We start from the raw sequence: 22,214 nt of genomic DNA on the forward strand, positions 1-22,214 counted from the left end.
GCGTGCGCGAGACGACGGCGTCCTTGCCCGTCAGGGCGATGTCAGAGCTGGTGGAGCCAAGGGGACTCGAACCCCTAACCCCCTGCTTGCAAAGCAGGTGCGCTACCAATTGCGCCATGGCCCCGGGAGCCGCACGCCGCGTCCCGGGGGTGCGGCGATCAGGCGGGGATCACTCGAAGGTGTCGGTGACCTCGGCCCACAGGTCCCGCTCGTCGCGGTCCTGCGTGACCTTCTGGTAGACGACGTAGCCGACGGCGGCCAGGGCCACCAGGAGCAGAAGCTTCTTCATGGGTCCCCCACAAGGTCGGGAGTGGGCCTAACAGGACTTGAACCTGTGACCTCTTCCTTATCAGGGAAGCGCTCTAACCGTCTGAGCTATAGGCCCGTGCACCGCTGCAGCCGCAGCGCGCCGGACGAGACTACCTCAGCGCGTGCCCGTCGCCCAAACCGGCGGAGCACGCGAGGTGGTCCCGCTGTCAGGGAGCGACGATCACTCGTCCGTCATGGTCACGTGCAGCCCGCCGACGAGGGCCGCGACGATGTTGTAGAGGAACGCCGCGATGGTCGCGAGCGCCGTCAGCAGGAACACGTCGACGACCGCGATGAGCGTCGCACCGGAGATCACGCGCTTGAACTCGACGTACTGCAGGATGTCGATGTTGCCCTCGGTACCGGTGACCTGGGTGACCAGGTCGTCGATGTTCGTGAACACGTGCAGACCGTTGAGCGTGTACCAGACCACGCCGACCGCGACGACGAGCAGGATGCCGAACGCCACCGACAGCAGGAACGACAGCTTCATCACCGACCACGGGTCGATGCGCGAGATCGCGAGCCGCACGCGGCGCGGGCCGCCCGACGACGCGACCGTCGGGATGCGACCGGTCTGCGGACGCGCGCCCGAGGTGCCGGAGGCGGGCTGCGACGTGGTGGAGGTGCGCGGAGGGACCGACGGCGGGTTGGTGCCGGTCGCGCCCGCGGACGCGGGGGGCGCCGTGGGAGTGGTGGTCATGGCGGTGTCCTCGTTCCGGGGCCGGGTGGCCGTGGAGATCGCGGTGCTCGTGGCTCCGGCCGCCTTCTTGAACCAGGCGGTGGTCTTGTCCACCGCCGCCATGAGCGGAGTGGGCGGGTCGTGCTGCGCGGAGGTCGACGACCGCTCGTCGGGCGTCGACTTCTCGTCGACGGCGACCGCGGGCTTGCCGGACGACGAGGCCGAGCCCGTCGTCGGGGCCGCGGAGGCCGTCGCGGCGGACGGACCCGCGCCCGAGCCGACGGGCTTCGGCGCGGACGCCGTGCCCTGACCCGACCCGCTCGAGTCCCGACCGGCCGGCGTCGTCGCGGTGCGCGCCGAGGACGCGGACTTCGGAGTCGGCCGGTTCTTCGGCGGGATCGAAGGGGGAGCCGGGTCCGTCATGCGTCCTCCGCGGGCGTCTCGGTGGCGCGCTCTGCGCTCGTCTCGGCCGCCGAGCCGGGGCTGTTCTCGACGCTCGGCGCGTCACTGTCGCCGCCCACGGTACCGGCATCGTCCGATTCGGGGCGCTCGGTGTTGCGCGCGACCGCGATGATCCGGTCACCCGAGTCGGGCTTCGCGAAGATCACACCCTGCGTGGTGCGGCCCGTCGCGTGCACCTCGTCGACCGCGGAACGCACGACCTTGCCGCGCTCCATGATCACCAGGACCTCGTCGTTCTCGTCGACGACGAGCGCGCCCACCAGGTCACCGTTCTGCTCCGGCAGGTTCGCGACGCGGATGCCGTAGCCGTTGCGGCCCTGCTGGCGGTAGTTCTCGACCGACAGCGCGGTGCGCTTGGCGATGCCGCCCTCCGTGACGGTGAACAGGAACGCGTCCTCGCGCACGACGTCCGCGGCGAGCAGCTCGTCGTCGCCGCGGAACTTCATGCCCGTGACACCGGAGGTCGCACGGCCCATCGGCCGCAGCTGCTCGTCGTCCGCGGTGAAGCGGATCGACTGGCCCTGCCGCGAGACCAGGATCATGTCCTGGTCGGGGTCGACGATCCGCGCCGAGACGAGCTCGTCGGGCCGGCCCTCGTCGTCCTCGCGCAGGTTGATCGCGATGACGCCGCCGGACCGGTTCGAGTCGTAGTCCGCCAGGCGGGTCTTCTTCACCAGACCGCGCTTGGTCGCCAGGACCAGGTACTCGGCCTGCTCGTAGTCGCGCAGCGCGAGGACCTGCGCGATCTTCTCGTCGGGCTGGAACGCCAGCAGGTTCGCGACGTGCTGACCCTTGGCGTCACGACCGCCCTCGGGCAGCTCGTACGCCTTCGCGCGGTACACGCGGCCGAGGTTCGTGAAGAACAGCAGCCAGTGGTGCGTCGTCGTGACGAAGAAGTGGTCGACGATGTCGTCCTCGCGCAGCTGGGCACCCTTGACGCCCTTGCCGCCACGACGCTGCGCGCGGTAGTTGTCCGAGCGCGTGCGCTTGGCGTAGCCGCCGCGCGTGATCGTGACGACGACCTCCTCCTCGGCGATCAGGTCTTCGACGCTGACCTCGCCGTCGAACGGCAGGATCCGCGTGCGGCGCTCGTCGCCGTACTTCTCGACGATCTCCGCCATCTCCTCCGAGACCAGCTCACGCTGGCGCTGCTCCGAGGCGAGGATCTCGTTGTAACCCTTGATCTGCGTCTCGAGCTCGGCGTACCGGTCGAGGATCTCCTGGCGCTGCAGCGCAGCCAGGCGGCGCAGCTGCAGGTTGAGGATCGCGTTGGCCTGGACCTCGTCGACGTCGAGCAGCTCCATGAGGCCCGTGCGCGCCTCGTCGGCGTCGGGGGAGCGCCGGATGAGCGCGATGACCTCGTCCAGCGCGTCGAGCGCCTTGAGGTACCCGCGGTAGATGTGGATCTGCTCCTCGGCCTTGCGCAGGCGGAACGCCGTGCGCCGGCGGATCACGTCGATCTGGTGCGTGGTCCAGTGCCGCACGAACGCGTCGATGCTGAGCGTGCGCGGCACGCCGTCGACGAGCGCGAGCATGTTCGCGCCGAACGTGTCCTGCAGCTGCGTGTGCTTGTACAGGTTGTTCAGCACGACCTTGGCTACAGCGTCACGCTTGAGCACGATCACGAGGCGCTGACCGGTGCGGCCCGACGTCTCGTCGCGGATGTCCGCGATGCCGCCGACCCGGTTCTCGCGGACCAGGTCCGCGATCTTCTTCGCGAGCGCGTCCGGGTTCACCTGGTACGGCAGCTCGGTCACGACGAGGCAGATGCGCCCCTGGATCTCCTCGACCTCCACGACCGCGCGCATCGTGATCGAGCCGCGGCCCGTGCGGTACGCGTCCTCGATGCCCTTGTGACCGAGGATCGTCGCCGCCGTCGGGAAGTCCGGGCCCTTGATGCGCTGCATCAGCGCCTCGAGAAGCTCTTCCTTGCTCGCGTCCGGGTGGTCCAGGTGCCACTGCACACCCTCGGCGACCTCCCGCAGGTTGTGCGGCGGGATGTTCGTCGCCATGCCGACCGCGATGCCCGACGAGCCGTTGACCAGCAGGTTCGGGAAGCGGCTCGGCAGGACCTGCGGCTCCTGCGTGCGGCCGTCGTAGTTGTCGCCGAAGTCGACCGTGTCCTCGTCGATGTCCCGCACCATCTCCATGGCGAGCGGGGCCATCTTGCACTCGGTGTACCGCGGTGCGGCCGCGGGGTCGTCGCCGGGGGAGCCGAAGTTGCCCTGGCCCGCGACCAGCGGGTACCGCATCGACCAGTCCTGCACGAGGCGCACGAGGGCGTCGTAGATCGCCGTGTCACCGTGCGGGTGGTACTTGCCCATGACGTCGCCGACGACGCGGCTGCACTTCGAGAACTGGCGGTCCGGGCGGTAGCCCCCGTCGTACATCGCGTACAGCACGCGACGGTGCACCGGCTTGAGGCCGTCGCGCACGTCGGGCAGCGCACGCCCGACGATGACCGCCATCGCGTAGTCCAGGTACGACCGCTGCATCTCGAGCTGCAGGTCGACCTGGTCGATCCGGCCGTGCTCGATGCCGTCGCCGTTCGGGATGTCGGTCACGTCAGTCCTTCGGTGGTGCGGGAAGTACGGGAGAGGTCGTGGGTTCGTCGTCTAGATCTCGTCGATCAGATGTCGAGGAACCTGACGTCCTTGGCGTTGCGCTGGATGAAGGAACGACGAGCCTCGACGTCCTCGCCCATCAGGACCGAGAAGATCTCGTCGGCCGCAGCGGCCTCGTCCAGCGTGACCTGCAGCAGCGTCCGGTGCTCCGGCGACATCGTGGTCTCCCACAGCTCGGAGTAGTCCATCTCGCCCAGACCCTTGTAGCGCTGGATCGCGTTGTCCTTCGGCAGTCGCTTGCCCGCGGCCTGGCCCTCGACGATGAACGCGTCGCGCTCACGGTCGGAGTACACGTAGTCGTGCTCCGCGTTGGTCCACTTGATCCGGTACAGCGGCGGCTGCGCCATGAACACGTGCCCCTGCTTGATCAGCTCCGGCATGTACCGGAACAGGAGCGTCAGCAGCAGCGTGCGGATGTGCTGGCCGTCGACGTCGGCATCGGCCATCAGCACGATCTTGTGGTACCGCAGCTTCGAGATGTCGAAGTCCTCGCCGATCCCCGTGCCGAACGCGGTGATCAGCGCCTGCACCTCGAGGTTGCTCAGCGCGCGGTCCAGGCGCGCGCGCTCGACGTTGAGGATCTTGCCGCGGATCGGCAGGATCGCCTGCGTGCGCGGGTTGCGCCCACGCACCGCCGAACCGCCGGCCGAGTCGCCCTCGACGATGAAGACCTCGCACTCCTCCGGGCGGTTCGACTGGCAGTCCTTGAGCTTGCCCGGCATGCCGCCCGACTCGAGCAGACCCTTGCGACGCGTCGCCTCGCGGGCCTTGCGGGCCGCCATGCGCGCGGCCGACGCCTGGATCGACTTGCGGATGATGTCGCGGGCCTCGTTCGGGTGCGAGTCCAGCCAGTCGCCGAACTGCTCGTTCACCACGCGCTGCACGAACGTCTTCGCCTCGGTGTTGCCGAGCTTCGTCTTCGTCTGGCCCTCGAACTGCGGCTCGCCGAGCTTGACCGAGATGACCGCGGTCAGCCCCTCGCGGATGTCGTCACCCGTGAGGTTCTCGTCCTTGTCCTTGAGCAGGTTCTTGTCGCGCGCGTAGCGGTTGACCAGGCTGGTCATCGCCGCACGGAAGCCCTCCTCGTGCGTGCCACCCTCGGTCGTCGAGATCGTGTTGGCGTACGTGTGGACCGACTCCGAGTACGCCGTCGTCCACTGCATCGCGATCTCGACCGAGATGCGGCGCTCCGCGTCCTCCGCCTCGAAGTCGATGACCTCGGGGTGGACGAGCTCGACCTTCTTCGCCGAGTTCAGGTGCTTGACGTAGTCGAGCAGGCCGTCGTCGTACCGGTAGGACACGACGCGCGCTGCCGGCGCACCGCCCTCGCCCTCGCCGTCCGACTCGCCGACGACCTCGTCGTCCGTGCCCAGGTGCTGCGGGCGCTCGTCGGTGAGCGTGATCTGCAGGCCCTTGTTGAGGAACGCCATCTGCTGGAACCGGCTGCGCAACGTCTCGAAGTCGTAGTCGACGGTCTCGAAGATCGTGTCGTCGGCCCAGAACGTCTGCTGCGTACCGGTCTCGTCGGTCGGCGCACCCTGGCGGATGCCGCCCACGGGCTTGCCGCCGTTCTCGAAGTCCATCTCCCACGTGAAGCCGTCGCGCTTGACCACGGACTCCACGCGCTTCGACAGCGCGTTCACCACCGAGACGCCGACGCCGTGCAGACCACCGGAGACCGCGTAACCGCCGCCACCGAACTTGCCGCCCGCGTGCAGGATCGTCATGACGACCTCGAGCGTCGGCTTGCCCTCGGTCGGGTGGATCGCGACGGGGATGCCACGGCCGTTGTCCACGACGCGCACGCCACCGTCGGCGCGCAGCGTGACCTCGATGTGGTCGCAGTAGCCGGCCAGGGCCTCGTCGACGGAGTTGTCGACGATCTCGTACACCAGGTGGTGCAGACCCCGCTCACCCGTGGAGCCGATGTACATGCCGGGACGCTTGCGGACCGCCTCCAGGCCTTCGAGGACGGTGATCGCGTCGGCGTCGTAGCTGCCGCCGGACTCGGGCTGGGGGCTGGGCTGCTCGGCCACGGGCGGTGGTACTCCTCAGGATCTGCGAAACGCGCCGGAGCGGCCCGCCCGACTGCGAGGAGGGCAGATCACTCCGTGACGTTGGAGTTCCGGGCACCAAGGCGCCAGGAATGACCCTAGAAGTCTACCCGGAGAGTTGGGGGAGACCCTCGGAAACACGGGGTGGCGCGGGACGGGTTCCGTGAAGGTCTCAGCCGTACGTGTCGCGCACGCCCCGACCCTTGACGCTGCGCGGGCCCCGACCGAAGCCCGGGCCCCCCGGCCCCTGGACCTCGATCTGCACCACGACGCCCTCGCCGAGCTCGTCGCCCAGCGTCCGCAGCATCGTCGGGACGGTCCACCGCAGGTTCGTCGCCCACGCGGTGGAGTCCGCGCGCATCGTCAGGACGCCCGCGTCGAACGACACGTACGACGTGTGGGAGGCGACCTCCGCACCGAACAGCTCGGTCCACCGCGCCTGGATCGTGCCTGCGGTCACCCCGGGGGACCACGCGAGCTGGCCGACGAGCGAGTCGAGCGCCTCCCCGACCGTGCGCGGGTCGCGGCCGCCGGGCCGTGCGTCCCCGAGCTGCACCTCGCGTCGCGCGCCCCGGGGCGCGTCACCCGGGCGCAGGCCGCGCCGGCGTGCGCTCTCCTTCGCCCGGCCCAGCGCCGCAGCCGCGACCTGACGCTCCGGCAGCAGGTCGACGAGGTCGCGCAGCGTGTGCGTCGTCGTGCCGTCCGCCCCGCGGCGATCCCGCGCCAGGTCAGAGGACACGCGACACCTCGCCACCCATGACGTCGACGCGCGCACCGGCCAACGGCTCCGGCACGTCCGCGGCGACCGCCGCGGTGATCAGCACCTGCCGGGCCGGTGCGACGAGCTCGGCCAGCCGCTCACGACGACGCGCGTCGAGCTCGGCGAACACGTCGTCGAGGATCAGGACGGGCTCGTCGTCGGGATCCGACTGCGGACCGCCGGCCGCCAGGACCCGCCAGGAGGCCAGGCGCAGCGCGAGCGCGAACGACCACGACTCGCCGTGGCTCGCGTACCCCTTGGCGGGCAGGTCGGCGAGCGTCAGGACCAGGTCGTCGCGGTGCGGGCCGACGAGGCAGACGCCGCGCTCGATCTCCTTGGGTCGCAGCCGACCCATCGCCTCCAGGAGCTGGGCCTCGACCAGCTCGACCGTGGCCTCGTCGTCGGACGCCCCCGCAGCCGGGGCGCCGGGCGCGTCGTCGTGCAGGACACCCTCGAGGGACGCGCGGTACGTTATACGCGCCGCCCCCTGACCCGCGCTGACCTGCTCGTACGCCGCCTCGACGTGCGGTGCCAGCGCCCGGACCAGCGCCCGGCGCTCCGTGACGAGGCGCGCGCCGAGCTGCGCGAGCTTGCCGTCCCACACGTCGAGCGTGCGCAGGTCGGCACCCTGCCGCGCACGGCTCGCCGCACCGGCCGACTTCAGCAGCGCCGACCGCTGCCGCAGCACACGCTCGTAGTCGCTCACCGTCGCCGCCATGCGCGGCGTGAGCTGCACCAGCAGCGCGTCGAGGAACCGGCGACGACCGTCCGGGTCACCCTTGACGAGCGCCAGGTCCTCCGGCGCGAACAGCACCGTGTGCAGCATCCCGAGGATGTCGCGCGCCCGCACCGGACTGCCGCCGTTGACCCGCGCCCGGTTCGCCTTGCCCGCCGTGATCTCGACCTCGACGACCGACGACCGCGGACGCCCCGGCTCAAGCTCCCGGACGATCTTGGCGCCGACGACCGCACGCGGGCTGCCCGCCCGGATCAGCGCCGCGTCGGTGGGCACCCGGTGACTCGAGAGCGTCGCGACGTACCCGATCGCCTCGACGAGGTTCGTCTTGCCCTGCCCGTTGGGACCGACGAGCGCCGTGATCCCCGGGTCGAGCTCCAGCTCGGCGTGCGGGTACGAACGGAAGTCGGTCAGCTGCAGGTGGGCGACGTACATGTGCTCTCGTCGGGGTTCTCGTGAGGGTCAGCCGGTCAGGCGACCGGCGGCGGAGGTGCGGCGAGGGCGTCTGCGGGCTTCACGGCGTGCCCGCCGAACTGCTGACGGAGCGCCGCGACGGCCTTCATCGCCGGCGACTCACCCTGCCGCGACGCGAACCGCGCGAACAGCGCCGCCGAGATCACCGGCGCCGGGACGGCCAGGTCGATCGCCTCGTCGACCGTCCACCGGCCCTCGCCCGAGTCCTCGACCCAGTCGTCGATCGCTGCCAGGCCGGGGTCCTGCTCGAGCGCTCGCACGAGCAGCTCCAACAGCCACGACCGCACGACCGTGCCGTTCGTCCACGCGCGCATCGTCCCGTGCACGTCCGTGACGAGGTCCTTCGCCGCGAGCAGCTCGTAGCCCTCGGCGTACGCCTGCATCAGCCCGTACTCGATGCCGTTGTGCACCATCTTCGCGAAGTGCCCCGCGCCGACCGTGCCTGCGTGCACGAACCCGTCCGCACGGTCGCCCGGCGGCCGCAGCGCGTCGAAGACCGGCATGACCCGGTCGACGAGCTCCTTGTCACCGCCGACCATGAGGCCGTAGCCGTTCTCGAGACCCCAGACGCCGCCCGAGACCCCCGCGTCGAGGAAGCCGACACCCGTCTCACGCAGCAGCGCCGCGTGCGGCTCGTCGTCCTGGTAGTACGAGTTCCCGCCGTCGATCACCACGTCGCCCGCCGCGAGCAGGCCCGCGAGCTGCGTGATCACCGCGTCCGTGACCGGGCCGGACGGCACCATGACCCACACGATCCGCTCACCCGCGGGCAGGGCCGCGACCAGCGCCTCGAGCGAGTCGACGTCCGTGACGTCCGGGTTCCTGTCGTACCCCACGACCTCGATGCCGGCGCGGCGGATCCGCTCGCGCATGTTCGCGCCCATCTTGCCGAGCCCGACGAGACCGACCTTCATGACGTCCGTCCTTCCCTCGCTGCGGGTGCCGGCGTGGTGCGCCGTCGTGCTGATCGACCCCGGCCTCGCGGCCGGTCGTCGTGCTCGTCGTGACCTCGCCCCGACGTCTCACTGTGCCCGCCGGAACCCCGCCCTGCCCGCCGGAACCTCGCCCTGCGCGTCGGGTGGTCGCGTGCTCCCGCGGACGCCGGCCGCGCTGTCCCGTCCGGTCCTGTCAGCTCGCGAAGCGGATCGGGACCAGCAGGTAGCGGTACGTCTTGTCGTCCTCGCTCTCGACCGAGCCCTGGCCCGTGAACTCGACCGGCTTGTTCGGGTGCGTGAACGACAGGCGCACGAACGGCGTGTCCAGCGCGCCGAGCCCGTCGAGCAGGAACTGCGGGTTGAACGCCACCGAGATCGGCTCGCCCTCGAGCGTCGCCTCGAGCGCCTCGGACGCCTGCGCGTCGTCGCCCTGACCGGCGTCGAGCACGACCTGCCCGTCGGCGAAGCTCAGGCGGATGGGGGTGTTGCGCTCGGCGACGAGCGAGACACGCTTGGCCGCCTCGGCCAGCTGCGAGGTCCCGACGATCGCGTGGATCGGCGTCTCGTCGGGGAACAGGCGACGCACCGCGGGGTAGTCGCCGTCGACGAGCAGGCTCGTCGACTGACGGCCGGCGGCCTCGAACCCGATGAGGTCCACGCCGGCACCCGTGGACAGGCTGACCGAGACGTCGCCCGCGCTCCCGAGCGACTTCGCCGCGTCGGACAGCGTGCGCGCACGCACCAGCGCGACCGTCGAGATGTCGGGTGACGCCGGCGTCCACGTGAGCTCACGCAGCGCGAGGCGGTAGCGGTCGGTCGCGAGCAGCGTGACCTTCTCGCCCTCGATCTCCACGCGCACGCCCGTGAGCAGGGGGAGCGTGTCGTCCCGGCTCGCGGCGACGGAGACCTGCGCGACCGCGTGCGTGAGCGCGTCGCCGTCGACCGTGCCCGTGACCGGCGGCATGACCGGCAGGTTCGGGTAGTCCTCGACCGGCATCGTCAGGAGCGTGAAGCGGCTCGCGCCGCAGGTCACGACGACCTTCGTGCCGTCGAGCGACACGTCCACCGGCTTGTCGGGCAGGGCGCGGGAGATCTCCGCGAGGAGCCGGCCCGAGACGAGCACCGTCCCGGCCTCGCTCACGTCGGCAGGGATCTGCGACCGCGCGGAGACCTCGTAGTCGAAGCTGGAGAGCTGGATGACGCCGCTCGAGTCGGCCTCGATGCGCACACCCGCGAGCACCGGCACCGGGGGACGGGTCGGCAGGCTGCGAGCCGTCCAGGTGACGGCCTCGGCGAGAACGTCGCGCTCGACCCGGAACCTCATGGACCACTACCTCTCGTCGAACTTCGTCGTACGTGCGCGACGAGCGTCCGCCACGGTGAGACGCACGACCTCGTTGCCGCGCCCGACGTCGGTGTCGTCTCCGAGTCGGTGGTGCGTCGCAGTGGGTCGTCCGTCCAGGCAGGCGCCGTCACGCGAACACTACGCGAGACGCCCCACACGGGGAGCAGGTGGGGCGTCTTGTGATTAGGAGAGGTCCTGCGTCGCCGCCGGCTCGTCGAGCTCGAGGCATCGAAGGTGTGTGGATTCTCATGACAAGAATCTGTCGTCGTCGTCATCGCGGCTGTGCATCATGTGGACGAAGGGCCGTCTGCGCAGGTCGCGACGAAGATCCACGTGTGCACACGGGATGTGGACCAGCGCGTCCCGGCGGTGGGTGACGGTGGACGTCCAGGTTCTTGTCGTTCGTCGTCCACCGGGACGACACCCGGCGTCCACATCGCCAGTCGTGTCATCCACCGCCATCCACAGGGCTGTGCACAGGTGTGTGTATTCGTCCCATGCATGTCTCGACCTGGGGATGAAGGTGACCATGCGAGCGTCCTGGTCTGTCCGAGTCTGTCCCGGTCTCACGCGTGCCGAGGTGGGTGGTTCTGTCCGGTTCTGCGTTTGCGCAGGTCAGTGACGTGCTGGGCGGCTCGGATCGCCGAGGGTCGGCAATCGGGTGACATGATTCACATGATCCCCAGGGCGTGACCTGCGGTTGTGGAAAAACCTGGGGAGGACGACGAGCCGTCCCCAGCCTGCGTCAGCCGCGGCTCTGCTGCTTGATGCGGTTGGTGAGCTCGGTCACCTGGTTGTAGATCGAGCGACGCTCGGCCATGAGCTCACGGATCTTGCGGTTCGCGTGCATGACCGTGGTGTGGTCGCGACCGCCGAAGGCCTGCCCGATCTTCGGCAGCGACAGGTCGGTGAGCTCGCGACACAGGTACATCGCGATCTGCCGGGCCGTCACCAGGACACGTGAGCGCGACGAACCGCACAGGTCGTCGATCGTGAGACCGAAGTACGCCGCCGTCTGGCCGATGACCTGCGTCGAGGTGATCTCGGTCGTCTGGTCGTCGGTGATGAGGTCCTTCAGCACGATCTCCGCGAGCGAAAGGTCGACCTGCTGCCGGTTGAGGCTCGCGAACGCCGTGACCCGGATCAGCGCGCCCTCGAGCTCGCGGATGTTCGTCGAGATCTTCGAGGCGATGTACTCCAGGACGTCCGGCGGCGCCTGCATGTTGTCGCCACCGGCCTTCTTGCGGAGGATCGCGATGCGCGTCTCGAGGTCCGGCGGCTGGACGTCCGTGATGAGCCCCCACTCGAAGCGCGAGCGCATCCGGTCCTCGAAGCCGTTGAGCTGCTTCGGGGGCAGGTCGGACGTGATCACGACCTGCTTGTTCGCGTTGTGCAGGGTGTTGAACGTGTGGAAGAACTCCTCCATCGTCTGTTCCTTGCCCTGCAGGAACTGGATGTCGTCGATGAGGAGCACGTCGACCTCGCGGTAGCGCCGCTGGAACGCGCCTGCCTTGCCCTCGGAGATCGAGTTGATGAAGTCGTTGGTGAACTCCTCGGAGTTCACGTAGCGCACCCGCACGCTCGGGTAGAGGTTCTGCGCGTAGTGACCGATCGCGTGCAGCAGGTGGGTCTTGCCCAGCCCGGAGTCGCCGTAGATGAACAGCGGGTTGTAGGCCTTCGCGGGCGCCTCGGCCACGGCGACGGCCGCGGCGTGCGCGAACCGGTTCGACGAACCGATGACGAACGTCTCGAACAGGTAGTTCGGGTTGAGGCGAGCGGGCTCGGCCTGCTGCCGACGCGCGTTCGGCACGTGCTGGGTGCCGGGTCGCGGTGCGTCCGGCTCCGGCCGCCGCACCTCGGGCTCGTGGGCCGGGCGGGCGGGTTCGTCGTCGACCGGGGTGTGCACGTCGTCCGGGGGGACCGCCGGTGAGGGGGAGCTCCCGGGAGCGGTGGTCATCGCCCGCACCGCCGGCGGGGCGTCGTCGACGAGCTGGGGGTCGACCGTGATCGCGAACCGGCCCTCACGCCCGAGTGCGTCGTTCAGCGCCTCGGTGACCTCGGTGCGGACCTTCGTCTCGAGGTACTCCTTGGTGTACTCGTTGCCCACAGCAAGGATCAGGGTGCCGTCGAGGAGGCCCAGCGGCTGCGCGAGCCGGACGAACGCGAGCTGCCGCTGCGTGATGTCGGGGCTGGACTCGAGCGAGTTCACGACGTGACCCCAGACTCGAGTGAGCTCTTCGTCCTGTGCCACGTCCTACCTCGGGTCGTCTCGTCCGTTCGACGTGCGAGTCTCGCACGGTGCGCCGTCGTCCACACACTTGTCCACACCTGTGAGCCGAGCCAGGCGACCGACGCGCGGCCGCACGGATGCCCATCGCGACGCGCCTCGTCGTCGAGTCGCGCCGGCAGCACCACGCGGACGGCGTGCGTCGTCATCCACAGGCGACGACGAGCCTCGATGCTAGTGTCCACAGGCGCCGGCCGGGCACCGCCTGATGGGGTGATGAACGGCTCACCGACGGCGTGACCGCCCACGCTGCGGGGCTCTGACCTGGGGTGCGAGCCCGGACGCGTCGGGAGGCGCGAGAACCGCGATCTGATGCGGCTCGCGCAGGCCGCCTGACGTGCCCGGTCACATTTGACCGGCTAGACGCGCGCGGCGTATCGTCGTGCAGCCCTTTGATGGCTCCTGTCGGCGCGCCCAGACGCCGCACGCACCTCCAGGTGCGTGTCCTCGGAGCAGTCGAGCCAGGCAGAAGACCAGGACGCGTGTGCCGCGCGCCCATCCGATGGACCAGTGGGAGAACTCTCGTGAGCAAGCGCACGTTCCAGCCGAACAACCGGCGCCGGGCCAAGACGCACGGCTTCCGTCTGCGCATGCGGACGCGCGCCGGCCGCGCGATCCTCGCCGCTCGCCGGCGCAAGGGTCGCTCCGAGCTCTCGGCCTGACCCAGCGTCGGTGCTGCCCGCCGCGCACCGGATGCGTCGATCCGCGGACTTCGAGTCGGCGGTGCGGCGCGGTGCGCGCGGCGGACGGGAGACGTTGGTGGTGCACCTGACGAGTCGAACCGACCCCGGGCCTGATGGCCCGGTGGTCGGTTTCGTCGTGTCCAAGGGCGTCGGCAACGCGGTGGTGCGGAACCGTGTGAAGCGACGTCTGCGTGCCCTCATGGCCGGCCGCCTCGACGCCCTCCCCGCTCGCGCGTCCCTCGTCGTGCGAGCCCAGGCGCCCGCCGCTGCGGCGTCGTACGCCACGCTCGGGGCCGATCTCGACGGCGCGCTGCGCACCGCGACGCGACGAGCAGGGGCCACGCGATGACGACCCTCGGGCGGGCGGCCCGGTTCGCGCTGCGCCTGCCCGGCATGGCGCTGCTCGGTCTGCTCTGGCTCTACCAGCACCTGGTCTCGCCGCTCACGCCGCCCACGTGCCGGTACTACCCGTCCTGCTCGCAGTACGCGGTGATCGCGATTCGCCGCCACGGCGCGCTGCGCGGGACCTGGCTCGCCGGCCGACGCCTGCTGCGATGCCACCCATGGACGCCCGGTGGCGTGGACGACGTGCCTCCCGCGCGCTCGCCCCGCCGACTCGACGTGGCGCACAGCGCCCACTGACACCCCGACAGGAGCTCTGCCCACATGGGTTGGTTCGACGGTCTGCTGCAGCCGATCATGGTCGCGGTGGCCTGGATCATGGTCCAGTTCCACTCGCTGCTCACGAGCATCGGCATGGATCCCGACGGGGGAACGGCGTGGACGCTGTCCATCGTCGGCCTCGTGATCGTGATCCGGATCCTGCTGATCCCGCTGTTCTTCAAGCAGATCAAGGCGTCGCGCGGCATGCAGCTGCTGCAGCCCGAGATGCAGAAGATCCAGAAGAAGTACAAGGGCAAGACCGATCCCGCGTCCCGCGAGGCGATGAGCCGCGAGACGATGGAGCTCTACCGCAAGCACGGGACGAACCCGTTCGCGTCCTGCTTGCCGATCCTGCTGCAGTCGCCGATCTTCTTCGCGCTGTTCCGCGTGCTCAACTCGCTCAAGCCGCTGTCCGAAGGCACGTACCCGCGCGGTGACCATATCGGCCCGATGACCGCCGACCTCGCCGCCTCGGCGGAGTCCGCCACGATCTTCGGCGCCCCGCTGTCGGGCACGTTCATGCAGGCCAACGGCGACATCCACATCCAGATCGTCACCATCGCGCTCATCGTCGCGATGTCCGCGACGACGTTCTTCACCCAGCGCCAGCTCACGCGCAAGAACATGCCGCCGGCCGCGCTCGAGGGTCCGATGGCGCAGCAGCAGAAGGTGCTGCTCTACGTCCTGCCGCTGATCTTCGCGTTCTCCGGCGTGAACTTCCCGATCGGTGTCCTCATCTACTGGACCACCACGAACCTCTGGTCGATGGGCCAGCAGTTCTACACGATCCGTCGCATGCCGGCGCCCGGCTCCGAGGCCGAGCGCCTGATGCTCGAGCGCCGCGCCCGCCGCGGCAAGGCCGTCCCCGTGGTCGAGGCCCCGTCCACCGTCGTCGACGAGAAGCCTCGTGGTCAGCGTCAGCAGCCGAAGCGCAAGGACCGTCAGAAGCCGGCGGGGACGCAGCGTCCTGTCGGAGCCGGCACCGGCACCGGCGCAGCGTCGGCCAAGGGCGCGACGGGGTCTGGGGCTTCAGCGACGGCCGACGCTCCGATCCAGGATGCGCCTGTTCAGGATGCCCCGGTGGAGGACGGGTCGCTGAGCGACGGTCCGACGAAGCCGTCCAGCAGCGCCAAGGCGAAGAAGCCGGCCCAGGGCGGCAAGAAGCCCCGCCCCAAGAACTGACCGCCGCTCCGCGGCCCCAGCCACGTCGAACGGAGACACCATGACCACCCAGCCTGACGCTGCGAGCTCGACGAGCCGACTCGAAGAGGAAGGCGAGATCGCGGCCGACTACCTCGAGGAGCTCCTCGACATCGCCGATCTCGACGGTGACATCGACATCGACGTCGATCACGGTCGCGCCGCCGTCGAGATCGTCTCGGAGGACGCCGCCGACCGCTCGCTGCGTCGACTCGCCGGCCGCGACGGTGAGGTCCTGGACGCCCTGCAGGAGCTCACCCGCCTCGCCGTGCAGGCCAAGACGGGGGAGCGCAGCCGACTGATGCTCGACATCGCCGGCTACCGCGCGGCTCGCCGAGAGGCGCTGACGGCCGTCGCGAACGACGCCGTCGCGCGCGCGAAGGAGTCCGGCTCGCCGGTCTCCCTCGAGCCGATGAACCCGTTCGAGCGCAAGGTCATCCACGACGCCGTGGCCGCCGCCGGTCTCGTGAGCGACTCCGAGGGCGTCGAGCCGCACCGCTACGTGGTGGTGCGTCCGGCCTGACACCCGTCACACAGTCGGCAAAGGGTGGCGCTCCGCACGGGGCGCCACCCTTTGCCGTACTAGCGGGCGCCGTGATGGCGACGCAGCTGGCCTGCGGCGGGCGGTCGAGCTGGCTGACGAGGATGTCCACGGCTGGCCCGACGTGCCCCCGCTACTACCACCTCCACATCCACAGAGCCGCCAGGCGTGGACGGCAGGGCCAGGTTCTCTTCTGGCGGAGTCGGCGCCGTGGGTTGGAGGCCCATGTGGTGTGGCGTCCAGTCGGTCGCTGCGTTTCACGTGAAACGGGCGGCCCTTCGCCGCAGTCGGATACCCGTCCGCGCCGGGACGGTTCGCGGTAGGACGCCGATTCCTGGTGGTCCGCAGCCGAGCTCGCTCGTGGAACAGAGCTTGACGTGTCATCGGCCTCCCCACGGGATCACTGGTGTTTCACGTGGAACATCGGGCTCGGACGTCGGGGTCCGGCTTGGTGCGACCGCGCCTGGCCGGTGAGGCTGCGCACTTGACGGACAGGATGGCCCGCTGCGCCGCGTACCTGGTGACCCGTGCGCTGCGACTGGTCCCTGGCGCGCCAGCACACGCGGCATGAGGGCGGGTCGCGGCTGCCTCAGCGCGCGGCACCGTTCTCTGCTAGGTCGGGGTCCTGCCCGTGTCGGCACGGCGCGGCGCCCCAGATCAGCCATTCGGACGCCCGGAGGTCCCCAGAACCGGAGCGGAACAGTCTTCCGCCCTCAGCTCTCCACGCGGCTTGGCGTCCCGGCACAAGCCCTGTGCCCTGTGCAGAACGGGCACATGGCAGGCCTGTCAGTAGCGAGAGGGCTGTGCTGGTCGCCTGCATACCCGCGCCAGCTCGTCGTTGTGCGCTGGAGTAGGTGGCGGAGGTGGGACCTTCGACGCTGGGAGAGCTCTCGGGAGCGCCCGGGTCCGGCGTCCGCATCAGATGGTTGGCACGTGAGACCCGTCCCCTCCGGCACCTGCCTGTGTGGCCACGCTCGGACCTCGGTATGCGTCGAGAGCCTGAGTGATCCGCACGGCGCCGACGTGCCTCGCCGCTGGCTACATGCCCGGACGTTGTCTGTCCGCGCGACGCGACCCGTCCAGGCGGGACGGCGGCATCGAACGAACGGCCATCGTCGATTCACGCCTGTCGCGCCCGGTGACGTGCTCACGCGGAGCGAGAGTCGGCCGCTCCCGCGTGTGCCTGACGTCGACGTCGGAGCGGAGCGGATGCCTGAGGTGGCGACTAGCGCTGGGCCGACGGCTCTACCTCGTCCCACTTCGCCGCGGCACGTCCGGTGGGTTGAACGGTGGAACTCGCTCCGCGCTTGTGCGAAGGGCGCCGCACGAGGTGAAGCTCATCGACTCCACGGGTCGGACAACGACGACGGGCCGGCGCTCAGCCTTGCCGCGGCGCGATGCCGTCCGGTCCGTGCCGTCGACGCCTCGGGCGTCGGGGGTTCCGGTATGTCCTGCTGGATGCCGCCCACCGACCTGCGCACGGAACCGGCCTGGGCGAGTCGCGCTCCGAAAGAACTGCTGGTGTGGGGGAGTCGCGCTCCGCAAATGGGGCTGGTGTGGGGGACCCGCGCTCTGCCCGAGGGTCCGGTCTGGCGTGGTCGGGCTCGGCACCCGAGGCAGGCCCGGCGCTTGGCGCTCTATCGCCTCGGTATCCCTAGCCGGGTCTGGTTCTCGAGGAGGAACGACGAGATAAGTCGCCGGAGCACTGCCGCCGCGCTGCACTCGACGTGCGACGAGTAGCAGTAAGGCGATGAAGCCCCCTGTCGATGGAGTTGCCGGTGGGACTCTCGCGGGTACCTGGCGCTCCCTGAGGCCCCGCCAGATTGCCGCACCGTCTGCAGTCGTTCCTGCACAGCCAGCGCGGCGTGGCTGCTCAGCGGATCAAGGTGTCGGCACGAGATGGCTCGGGCGGGTTCCCGAGGCCGGCTCAGCCGATGCGTTCACGACGCGACTGAACGGGCAACGCGGTCGGCGACGAGCTGAGCGACTCCGTTACCCGGGTTGTGCTGGTGATTGACAGTGAGTTACCGGCTCGCTGGAGACCGGCAGCAGCGCGCGCACCGAGCAGCGGGAGGCCGAAGCGCATTGAGGAGGTATCGGCCGACCTCAGCTAGCGCGGGCGGGTCGAGGCGCGGGAGGGCCTTGCGGCCTCCGTTTCACGTGAAACGACCCCTGCAGTCTCCGTTTCACGAGAGACGTCCTCTGCAGTCGCCGTTCTACGTGAGACGGGGGAGGGGCGGCACTCTGGACTGGCGCATGGTTCGACTAGGCCGTGTTGCTAGAGGTTGGTGGGGAAGAGTCGGATGTCCGTCGCTGGAATGGCGACTCGTGCTCCGAGCAGACCGTCGGGTTGCGGACCGACCATTTCGAGGAGTGTGGTCGTGGGTCCCGCGCGCAGTACAGCCACGCCGTCGCGCTGTACCCGTTCGATGACGCCGTGCAGCGATCCCGGAGGCTGTTCTCCAGCAGCGATTCCGATGACGACGTCCGTCCAGCGGCAGGGCGCGCAGTCGATCTCGACGTCGACGACGTCGCCGACCGCAGGCACGGGGCCTTGCCAGGTTGCGGCGAACCGGCCGACGGGCGAGTCGACGACTACGGTCTGCGACGAACCGGCATCGACACACCGCATCTCGATCCGCGTACTCCGTCCCTCGTGCTGAAGTCTCCACCAAGTGTGCTTCACGGGGGTGCCCAGATCGGGCCGGCGACACGCTGGACCAGGTAAAGGTCACCGACTGATGCTCTGCACCCAGTGGAGGGTCGCAGAAGGGCATTGGCCGGAGTGGTGGCTGCGGGCGGTCTTGTCTGACCGCATCGCGAGCCCGCGCCACCGCTTGAGCTTGTTGAAGCAGCGCTCGACGACATCGCGGCTCCGGTACCGCTGCCGCCGTTCGTCGCCGAAGTCGATCGGCCGCCCGGGACGTTTCCGGCGGCTTCGGCGGGCGGCGTCGTTCCACGTGAAACATGGCGGCCTGAGGCCTGAGACGCACGGCCTTGGCGGCCGTGTCTGGATCGTCACGGCACGCCCCCGGCCGATGGCACCAGTGGCGCTTGATCCAGCGCGGCGTGCTGGGGCGTGCAGGTGCTGGCGAGGCACCGGACACTTCGAGGCGTACCCGTCGGGGACCGGGATTCGCGCGGAGGGAGCTCGCGTCGGAGCGCGCCGGATGCGCAGCGGCTTCCGACCTGGCTGCTGGACGCCGCCCGTGACAGGTGGATCGACAACGCGGTGGGAAGCCGGTGACCGAGGGCGTACAGTCGGCGTGGGGCGTGGCGGCGTGGCTCGCCGCGAGGCTGGCGGAGGAGAGCTGCTCGTCCTGGGAGTCTCATCGCGCTCGACGCAGGCGCGGGCACTCCACCCGACGTGCCCTCCAAGCCCGGCGGAGCGCTGCGGTCCCTCGGGACGTCGCAGGGGACGCGACAAAGACCGAGTCTCAACCGCCGGCCGCCGGGGTCTGTGTTCCACGTGAAACACCGCTCCACACACCGACGCCCGTGTGCAACGCCGGGGAATCCGACTATGGCTCGGTCTGGGCCGCGACGCCGTGAGTGGCGCCAGCGTCTCGAGCGCACGGGCGGCGCGGCGTGCCGACAGCGGCTCCGCGCACGCCACGGAGCACGACGCCACGGTCGGGTGCTGCTGCGGGTCGGTGAGCCGTGGCAGGTCGACCGTGTCTCATGTGGAACCGCCTGCCCGACGCTCACGAGAACCAGAGGCGCGGAGCGATCTCAGCACCGCTGGTGTGCCCAAGTAGAGGGGGAGGGCTCGGATGTGGATCGGAGTCGGACGGGAGCGCAGACGCCCCGAGCATGTGGGCTCGGCTAGGCGTGGCTACCTCTGCATCGCGGCACCCGGTGAAGCGGGTCTTTTCGAGGAGCGCGAGTGACGACGCACCGGTCGGTCCGCCCGAGGCGTCCGGTCATGCCAGACGTGGACAGAGACCGCCATCCGCCTGGCGGGGGAGCCGGTCGTGCGGGCCGCCTGCGACGTCATTCGAGAGACGCCGAGCTCGTCTTTCACGTGGAACGGGCGCGTCGAGACCCGTGCCTCCAACAGTGCACCCGACGGAAGTGACTCCGGCCGTTCAACCTCTGCCGCTGTCCGCTATCCGTGCGGGGGCCGGCCAGCGCTAACCACGAGCACGACCCGCTGTGCCCTCTGGTGCACCGCGGGAGCACACGAAAGGAAGCGGCGTGCCGGGGGATGAGGCAGCTGTGGGCAGGGCTCTCAGGACGGGGAGCGCCCGAGAGCAGGGCCCTGAGGACCGGGAGCGCCCGAGGACCGTGAGGACGGGGAGTACCCGAGGGCAGGGCTGCGGGTCAGGGAACACCCTCCCGACACCGGAGTCAGGCAGCGGAGGGTGCGAGCGGATCCAACGGCCGGACAAGTTGTGGGGCGCGTTGTGGGGCGCGGAAACCGAAAGTGGAGCGGCGGAGGGGGCACGAGAGGGTGCACGGTTGCAGACCCAGACAGAGGTGGCGCAGTCTCGCCGGGCGGGTCCGCAGCCGCAGACAGCGGCTGGTTGCGGCGGTGGGTCACGGCCGGTCGTGAAGGGCTGTCGGCGCGCCAGCGTTGGCCGGGAAGCCGTGGCCGTGGTGGTCGCGGGAGTGGGTGGCAGGGCGACGCCGACATGTGAGCCCGGGGCCTCGCGGCGGCGTGAGTGGGTGGCGTGCTGACGGGGCTGCGAACACGGGAGCCATAGCCTGGATGGAGATCGTCCGAGGCCGGGCGCTCGTAGGCCGGGGCGCTGAGGCGTCCTGAAATCAGGTCAGCCCAGGGTGTGGGGTCCGCGGAGGGTCGTGGCGGAGTTGGGGCGGACCGCGGTGCTGGGGCGTCGGCTTGGGGAGAGGTCGCGGCACCGGGGGCGGCTAATTGCGGTGTGCGGGCGCGGGCTCGCGGAGTCGTGGCCGGGCGGGTGAGGAGGTGGTCGGCATCCGGGCGGGGTTGCGAACCAGCGACCGAGGGCGGCGCTGATCATGGTCGGCGCGCAGCGGACAGCATCGTCGGCGCGGTCCAGCATGCGGGCGGAAAGTACCGGGGGCGCGGCCGTGCCGTGCGTCGGGAGAAAGGCCGAGCCGCGCACGCTGTGCGGTGAGTCGACGACCGCGCACGCACCTGTGCATGGCTGGTCAGGGCGTAGCCGGACGGGTCGGAGGTGGTCGGGCGCGATGCGCAGACGGGGGCCGCCGTGCGCCGACGGCACGGGGATGAAACTCGGGGTCGACGAGCTGTGGGTGAAGCGCCGGGAGCGGGTGATGAGCCGGTACGGTGGGACGTCCGCGCAGCCAGGAGGCCGCAGCAGGCGATCGGTAGCGGAGGTTGCACGTGGAACGGAGAGTGGCGTCGTGAGCGAGAACGGCGACCTCACCGACGTTCACGACCCGCTCGACGGCGACGCGCGGCTCCCCGAGTTCTTCGGAGCAGCGTGGCCCCAGGTCGAGGGTTTCCACCGGATGCTCGTCGATCAGGGCGTCCTGCGTGGCCTGATCGGGCCGCGCGAGGTCGCGCGCCTGTGGGAGCGGCACCTGCTCAACTCCGCGGCGGCCGTGCCCTTCCTGCCCACGAGCGGGCTGATCGTCGACCTCGGGAGCGGCGCCGGACTTCCGGGCGTCGTCGTCGCCGCGATGGTGCCTGACGCGCAGGTCGTGCTGCTCGAGCCGATGGAGCGACGCACCGACTGGCTCTCCGAGGTCGTCGACGAGCTCGGCTTGCCGAACGCGCAGGTCAGGCGCGCGCGAGCGCAGGAGGCGCTCGACCTCCAGGCGGACGTGGTCACCACCCGAGCGGTCGCGGCGCTCGACAAGCTCTACGCGTGGGCGATGCCGCTGATCCGTCCGGGAGGCACGCTCGTAGCGCTCAAGGGCGCTCGGGCGCAGGAGGAGATCGACAAGGGGCGCAGCGCCGCACGCCGCGCTCACGTGGGAGCGGTCGAGGTGCGCGAGGTGTCGACGCTTGAGGGTGTCGAGCCGACGCGCGTCGTGATCGCCGTGCACGAGGGGGGCAAGCGTGTTCGGTAGGCGCAAGCAAGGTCGTGCACCGCAGCCCGTGCCGGCGACCGCGGCGTGGCCGCTGCCCGCTGAGACCTCGGCGCCGGCGGGCGACCCTCCAGCCACGGCGCCGAGCGCCAACGACGAGGCCGCACCGATCAGCGTCCCGGCCGACGTGGTCGCGCCGCTCGTCCCGACGCCGTCGACGGCTCCGCTCTCTCCTGCGACGGCAGAGCCTGCCGAGGTCGACGTCCCGCGGAACGCGACGCAGCCCGCGGCGAGCCAGACCGACGGCACCCCTTCGGGGGCTCCCTCGCCTGCGGCGCCTCACCAGGACCGGACGGTCGAGCCGACGCCGGACAACGAGCGGGCGACCAGCGACATGGTGGACGCAGAGCCGACCGACGTCGCCCAGGGGGCGCCGAGCGCATCGGTGCCGGCCGGTGGGCAGCCGAGCAACGACGGACC

At 70.4% G+C, this 22,214-nt stretch carries 16 protein-coding genes and 2 tRNA genes; 6 read left to right on the forward strand and 12 right to left on the reverse strand.

Annotated elements, in window-relative coordinates; genetic code table 11:
• Window positions 1-48: 48 nt before the first annotated feature.
• The 11 genes from CPE01_RS06970 to dnaA form a co-directional block, all read right to left on the reverse strand.
• Window positions 49-124, reverse strand: a tRNA-Ala gene (locus tag CPE01_RS06970).
• Between the two features lie 45 nt (window positions 125-169).
• Complete coding sequence (locus CPE01_RS16615) at window positions 170-289, reverse strand: DLW-39 family protein (RefSeq protein WP_222592880.1); 120 nt, start codon at window positions 287-289, stop codon at window positions 170-172.
• A 22-nt stretch (window positions 290-311) separates the two neighbouring features.
• A tRNA-Ile gene (locus CPE01_RS06975) sits at window positions 312-385 on the reverse strand.
• 105 nt (window positions 386-490) lie between these two features.
• The gene (locus tag CPE01_RS06980) at window positions 491-1,414 is read right to left on the reverse strand and encodes a DUF3566 domain-containing protein (RefSeq protein ID WP_146805926.1); all 924 of its coding nucleotides are present in this window, start codon (window positions 1,412-1,414) and stop codon (window positions 491-493) included.
• Complete coding sequence (gyrA, locus tag CPE01_RS06985) at window positions 1,411-4,017, reverse strand: DNA gyrase subunit A (protein WP_146805927.1); 2,607 nt, start codon at window positions 4,015-4,017, stop codon at window positions 1,411-1,413. Before gyrA ends, CPE01_RS06980 begins: the two co-directional genes overlap by 4 nt.
• A 65-nt stretch (window positions 4,018-4,082) precedes the next feature.
• Window positions 4,083-6,113, reverse strand: coding sequence for a DNA topoisomerase (ATP-hydrolyzing) subunit B (gyrB, locus tag CPE01_RS06990; protein ID WP_146805928.1), 2,031 nt, complete (start codon window positions 6,111-6,113; stop codon window positions 4,083-4,085).
• Window positions 6,114-6,303: 190 nt separating this feature from the next.
• Window positions 6,304-6,870 (reverse strand): DciA family protein, encoded by a 567-nt coding sequence (locus CPE01_RS06995; RefSeq protein ID WP_246783785.1) that lies wholly within the window; start codon window positions 6,868-6,870, stop codon window positions 6,304-6,306.
• Window positions 6,860-8,062 (reverse strand): DNA replication/repair protein RecF, encoded by a 1,203-nt coding sequence (gene recF / locus CPE01_RS07000; RefSeq protein ID WP_146805929.1) that lies wholly within the window; start codon window positions 8,060-8,062, stop codon window positions 6,860-6,862. Before recF ends, CPE01_RS06995 begins: the two co-directional genes overlap by 11 nt.
• Window positions 8,063-8,097: 35 nt before the next feature.
• Window positions 8,098-9,015 carry a phosphogluconate dehydrogenase (NAD(+)-dependent, decarboxylating) gene (gene gnd, locus CPE01_RS07005; RefSeq protein WP_146805930.1) on the reverse strand — a complete coding sequence of 306 codons (918 nt, stop codon included), beginning with the start codon at window positions 9,013-9,015 and terminating at the stop codon, window positions 8,098-8,100.
• Between the two features lie 214 nt (window positions 9,016-9,229).
• Window positions 9,230-10,360, reverse strand: coding sequence for a DNA polymerase III subunit beta (dnaN, locus tag CPE01_RS07010; RefSeq protein WP_146805931.1), 1,131 nt, complete (start codon window positions 10,358-10,360; stop codon window positions 9,230-9,232).
• 766 nt (window positions 10,361-11,126) lie between these two features.
• Entirely contained in the window at window positions 11,127-12,632 is a 1,506-nt protein-coding gene (gene dnaA, locus CPE01_RS07015) for a chromosomal replication initiator protein DnaA (protein WP_146805932.1), read from the reverse strand.
• A gap of 560 nt (window positions 12,633-13,192) precedes the next feature.
• Here dnaA and rpmH point away from each other — a divergent pair.
• The 5 genes from rpmH to CPE01_RS07040 are packed head-to-tail and all read left to right on the forward strand — an operon-like array spanning window position 13,193 to window position 15,737.
• Window positions 13,193-13,330, forward strand: a complete 138-nt coding sequence (gene rpmH, locus CPE01_RS07020) for a 50S ribosomal protein L34 (RefSeq protein WP_013885212.1) — start codon at window positions 13,193-13,195, stop codon at window positions 13,328-13,330.
• 10 nt (window positions 13,331-13,340) lie between these two features.
• The gene (rnpA, locus tag CPE01_RS07025) at window positions 13,341-13,700 is read left to right on the forward strand and encodes a ribonuclease P protein component (protein WP_146805933.1); all 360 of its coding nucleotides are present in this window, start codon (window positions 13,341-13,343) and stop codon (window positions 13,698-13,700) included.
• Window positions 13,697-13,993, forward strand: a complete 297-nt coding sequence (gene yidD / locus CPE01_RS07030) for a membrane protein insertion efficiency factor YidD (protein WP_146805934.1) — start codon at window positions 13,697-13,699, stop codon at window positions 13,991-13,993. The genes rnpA and yidD overlap by 4 nt, the downstream gene beginning before the upstream one ends.
• A 24-nt stretch (window positions 13,994-14,017) precedes the next feature.
• Window positions 14,018-15,196 carry a membrane protein insertase YidC gene (gene yidC / locus CPE01_RS07035; RefSeq protein ID WP_146805935.1) on the forward strand — a complete coding sequence of 393 codons (1,179 nt, stop codon included), beginning with the start codon at window positions 14,018-14,020 and terminating at the stop codon, window positions 15,194-15,196.
• 40 nt (window positions 15,197-15,236) lie between these two features.
• A complete protein-coding gene (locus CPE01_RS07040; protein WP_146805936.1) occupies window positions 15,237-15,737 on the forward strand; it encodes a Jag family protein in 501 nt (166 codons plus the stop codon).
• Window positions 15,738-18,033: 2,296 nt separating this feature from the next.
• On the opposite strand, the gene CPE01_RS07045 is transcribed toward CPE01_RS07040, so the two are convergent.
• On the reverse strand, window positions 18,034-18,441 hold the full coding sequence (locus tag CPE01_RS07045; protein WP_146805937.1) for a hypothetical protein: 408 nt from the start codon (window positions 18,439-18,441) through the stop codon (window positions 18,034-18,036).
• A gap of 2,663 nt (window positions 18,442-21,104) precedes the next feature.
• Here CPE01_RS07045 and rsmG point away from each other — a divergent pair.
• The gene (gene rsmG / locus CPE01_RS07050; RefSeq protein ID WP_246783786.1) at window positions 21,105-21,776 is read left to right on the forward strand and encodes a 16S rRNA (guanine(527)-N(7))-methyltransferase RsmG; all 672 of its coding nucleotides are present in this window, start codon (window positions 21,105-21,107) and stop codon (window positions 21,774-21,776) included.
• Window positions 21,777-22,214: the final 438 nt, after the last annotated feature.

Source organism: Cellulomonas persica (assembly GCF_007989825.1).
In the GTDB taxonomy this organism is placed as follows: Bacteria; Actinomycetota; Actinomycetes; order Actinomycetales; family Cellulomonadaceae; genus Cellulomonas; species Cellulomonas persica.

What these genes read in the sequence shown, in the direction of transcription:
- dnaN (WP_146805931.1), bottom strand. Translation starts at nt 10,360, where the DNA reads ATGAGGTTCCGGGTCGAGCGCGACGTTCTCGCCGAGGCCGTCACCTGG.
- yidC (WP_146805935.1), top strand. Translation starts at nt 14,018, where the DNA reads ATGGGTTGGTTCGACGGTCTGCTGCAGCCGATCATGGTCGCGGTGGCC.
- CPE01_RS06980 (WP_146805926.1), bottom strand. Translation starts at nt 1,414, where the DNA reads ATGACGGACCCGGCTCCCCCTTCGATCCCGCCGAAGAACCGGCCGACT.
- CPE01_RS07040 (WP_146805936.1), top strand. Translation starts at nt 15,237, where the DNA reads ATGACCACCCAGCCTGACGCTGCGAGCTCGACGAGCCGACTCGAAGAG.
- gnd (WP_146805930.1), bottom strand. Translation starts at nt 9,015, where the DNA reads ATGAAGGTCGGTCTCGTCGGGCTCGGCAAGATGGGCGCGAACATGCGC.
- yidD (WP_146805934.1), top strand. Translation starts at nt 13,697, where the DNA reads ATGACGACCCTCGGGCGGGCGGCCCGGTTCGCGCTGCGCCTGCCCGGC.
- CPE01_RS16615 (WP_222592880.1), bottom strand. Translation starts at nt 289, where the DNA reads ATGAAGAAGCTTCTGCTCCTGGTGGCCCTGGCCGCCGTCGGCTACGTC.
- recF (WP_146805929.1), bottom strand. Translation starts at nt 8,062, where the DNA reads ATGTACGTCGCCCACCTGCAGCTGACCGACTTCCGTTCGTACCCGCAC.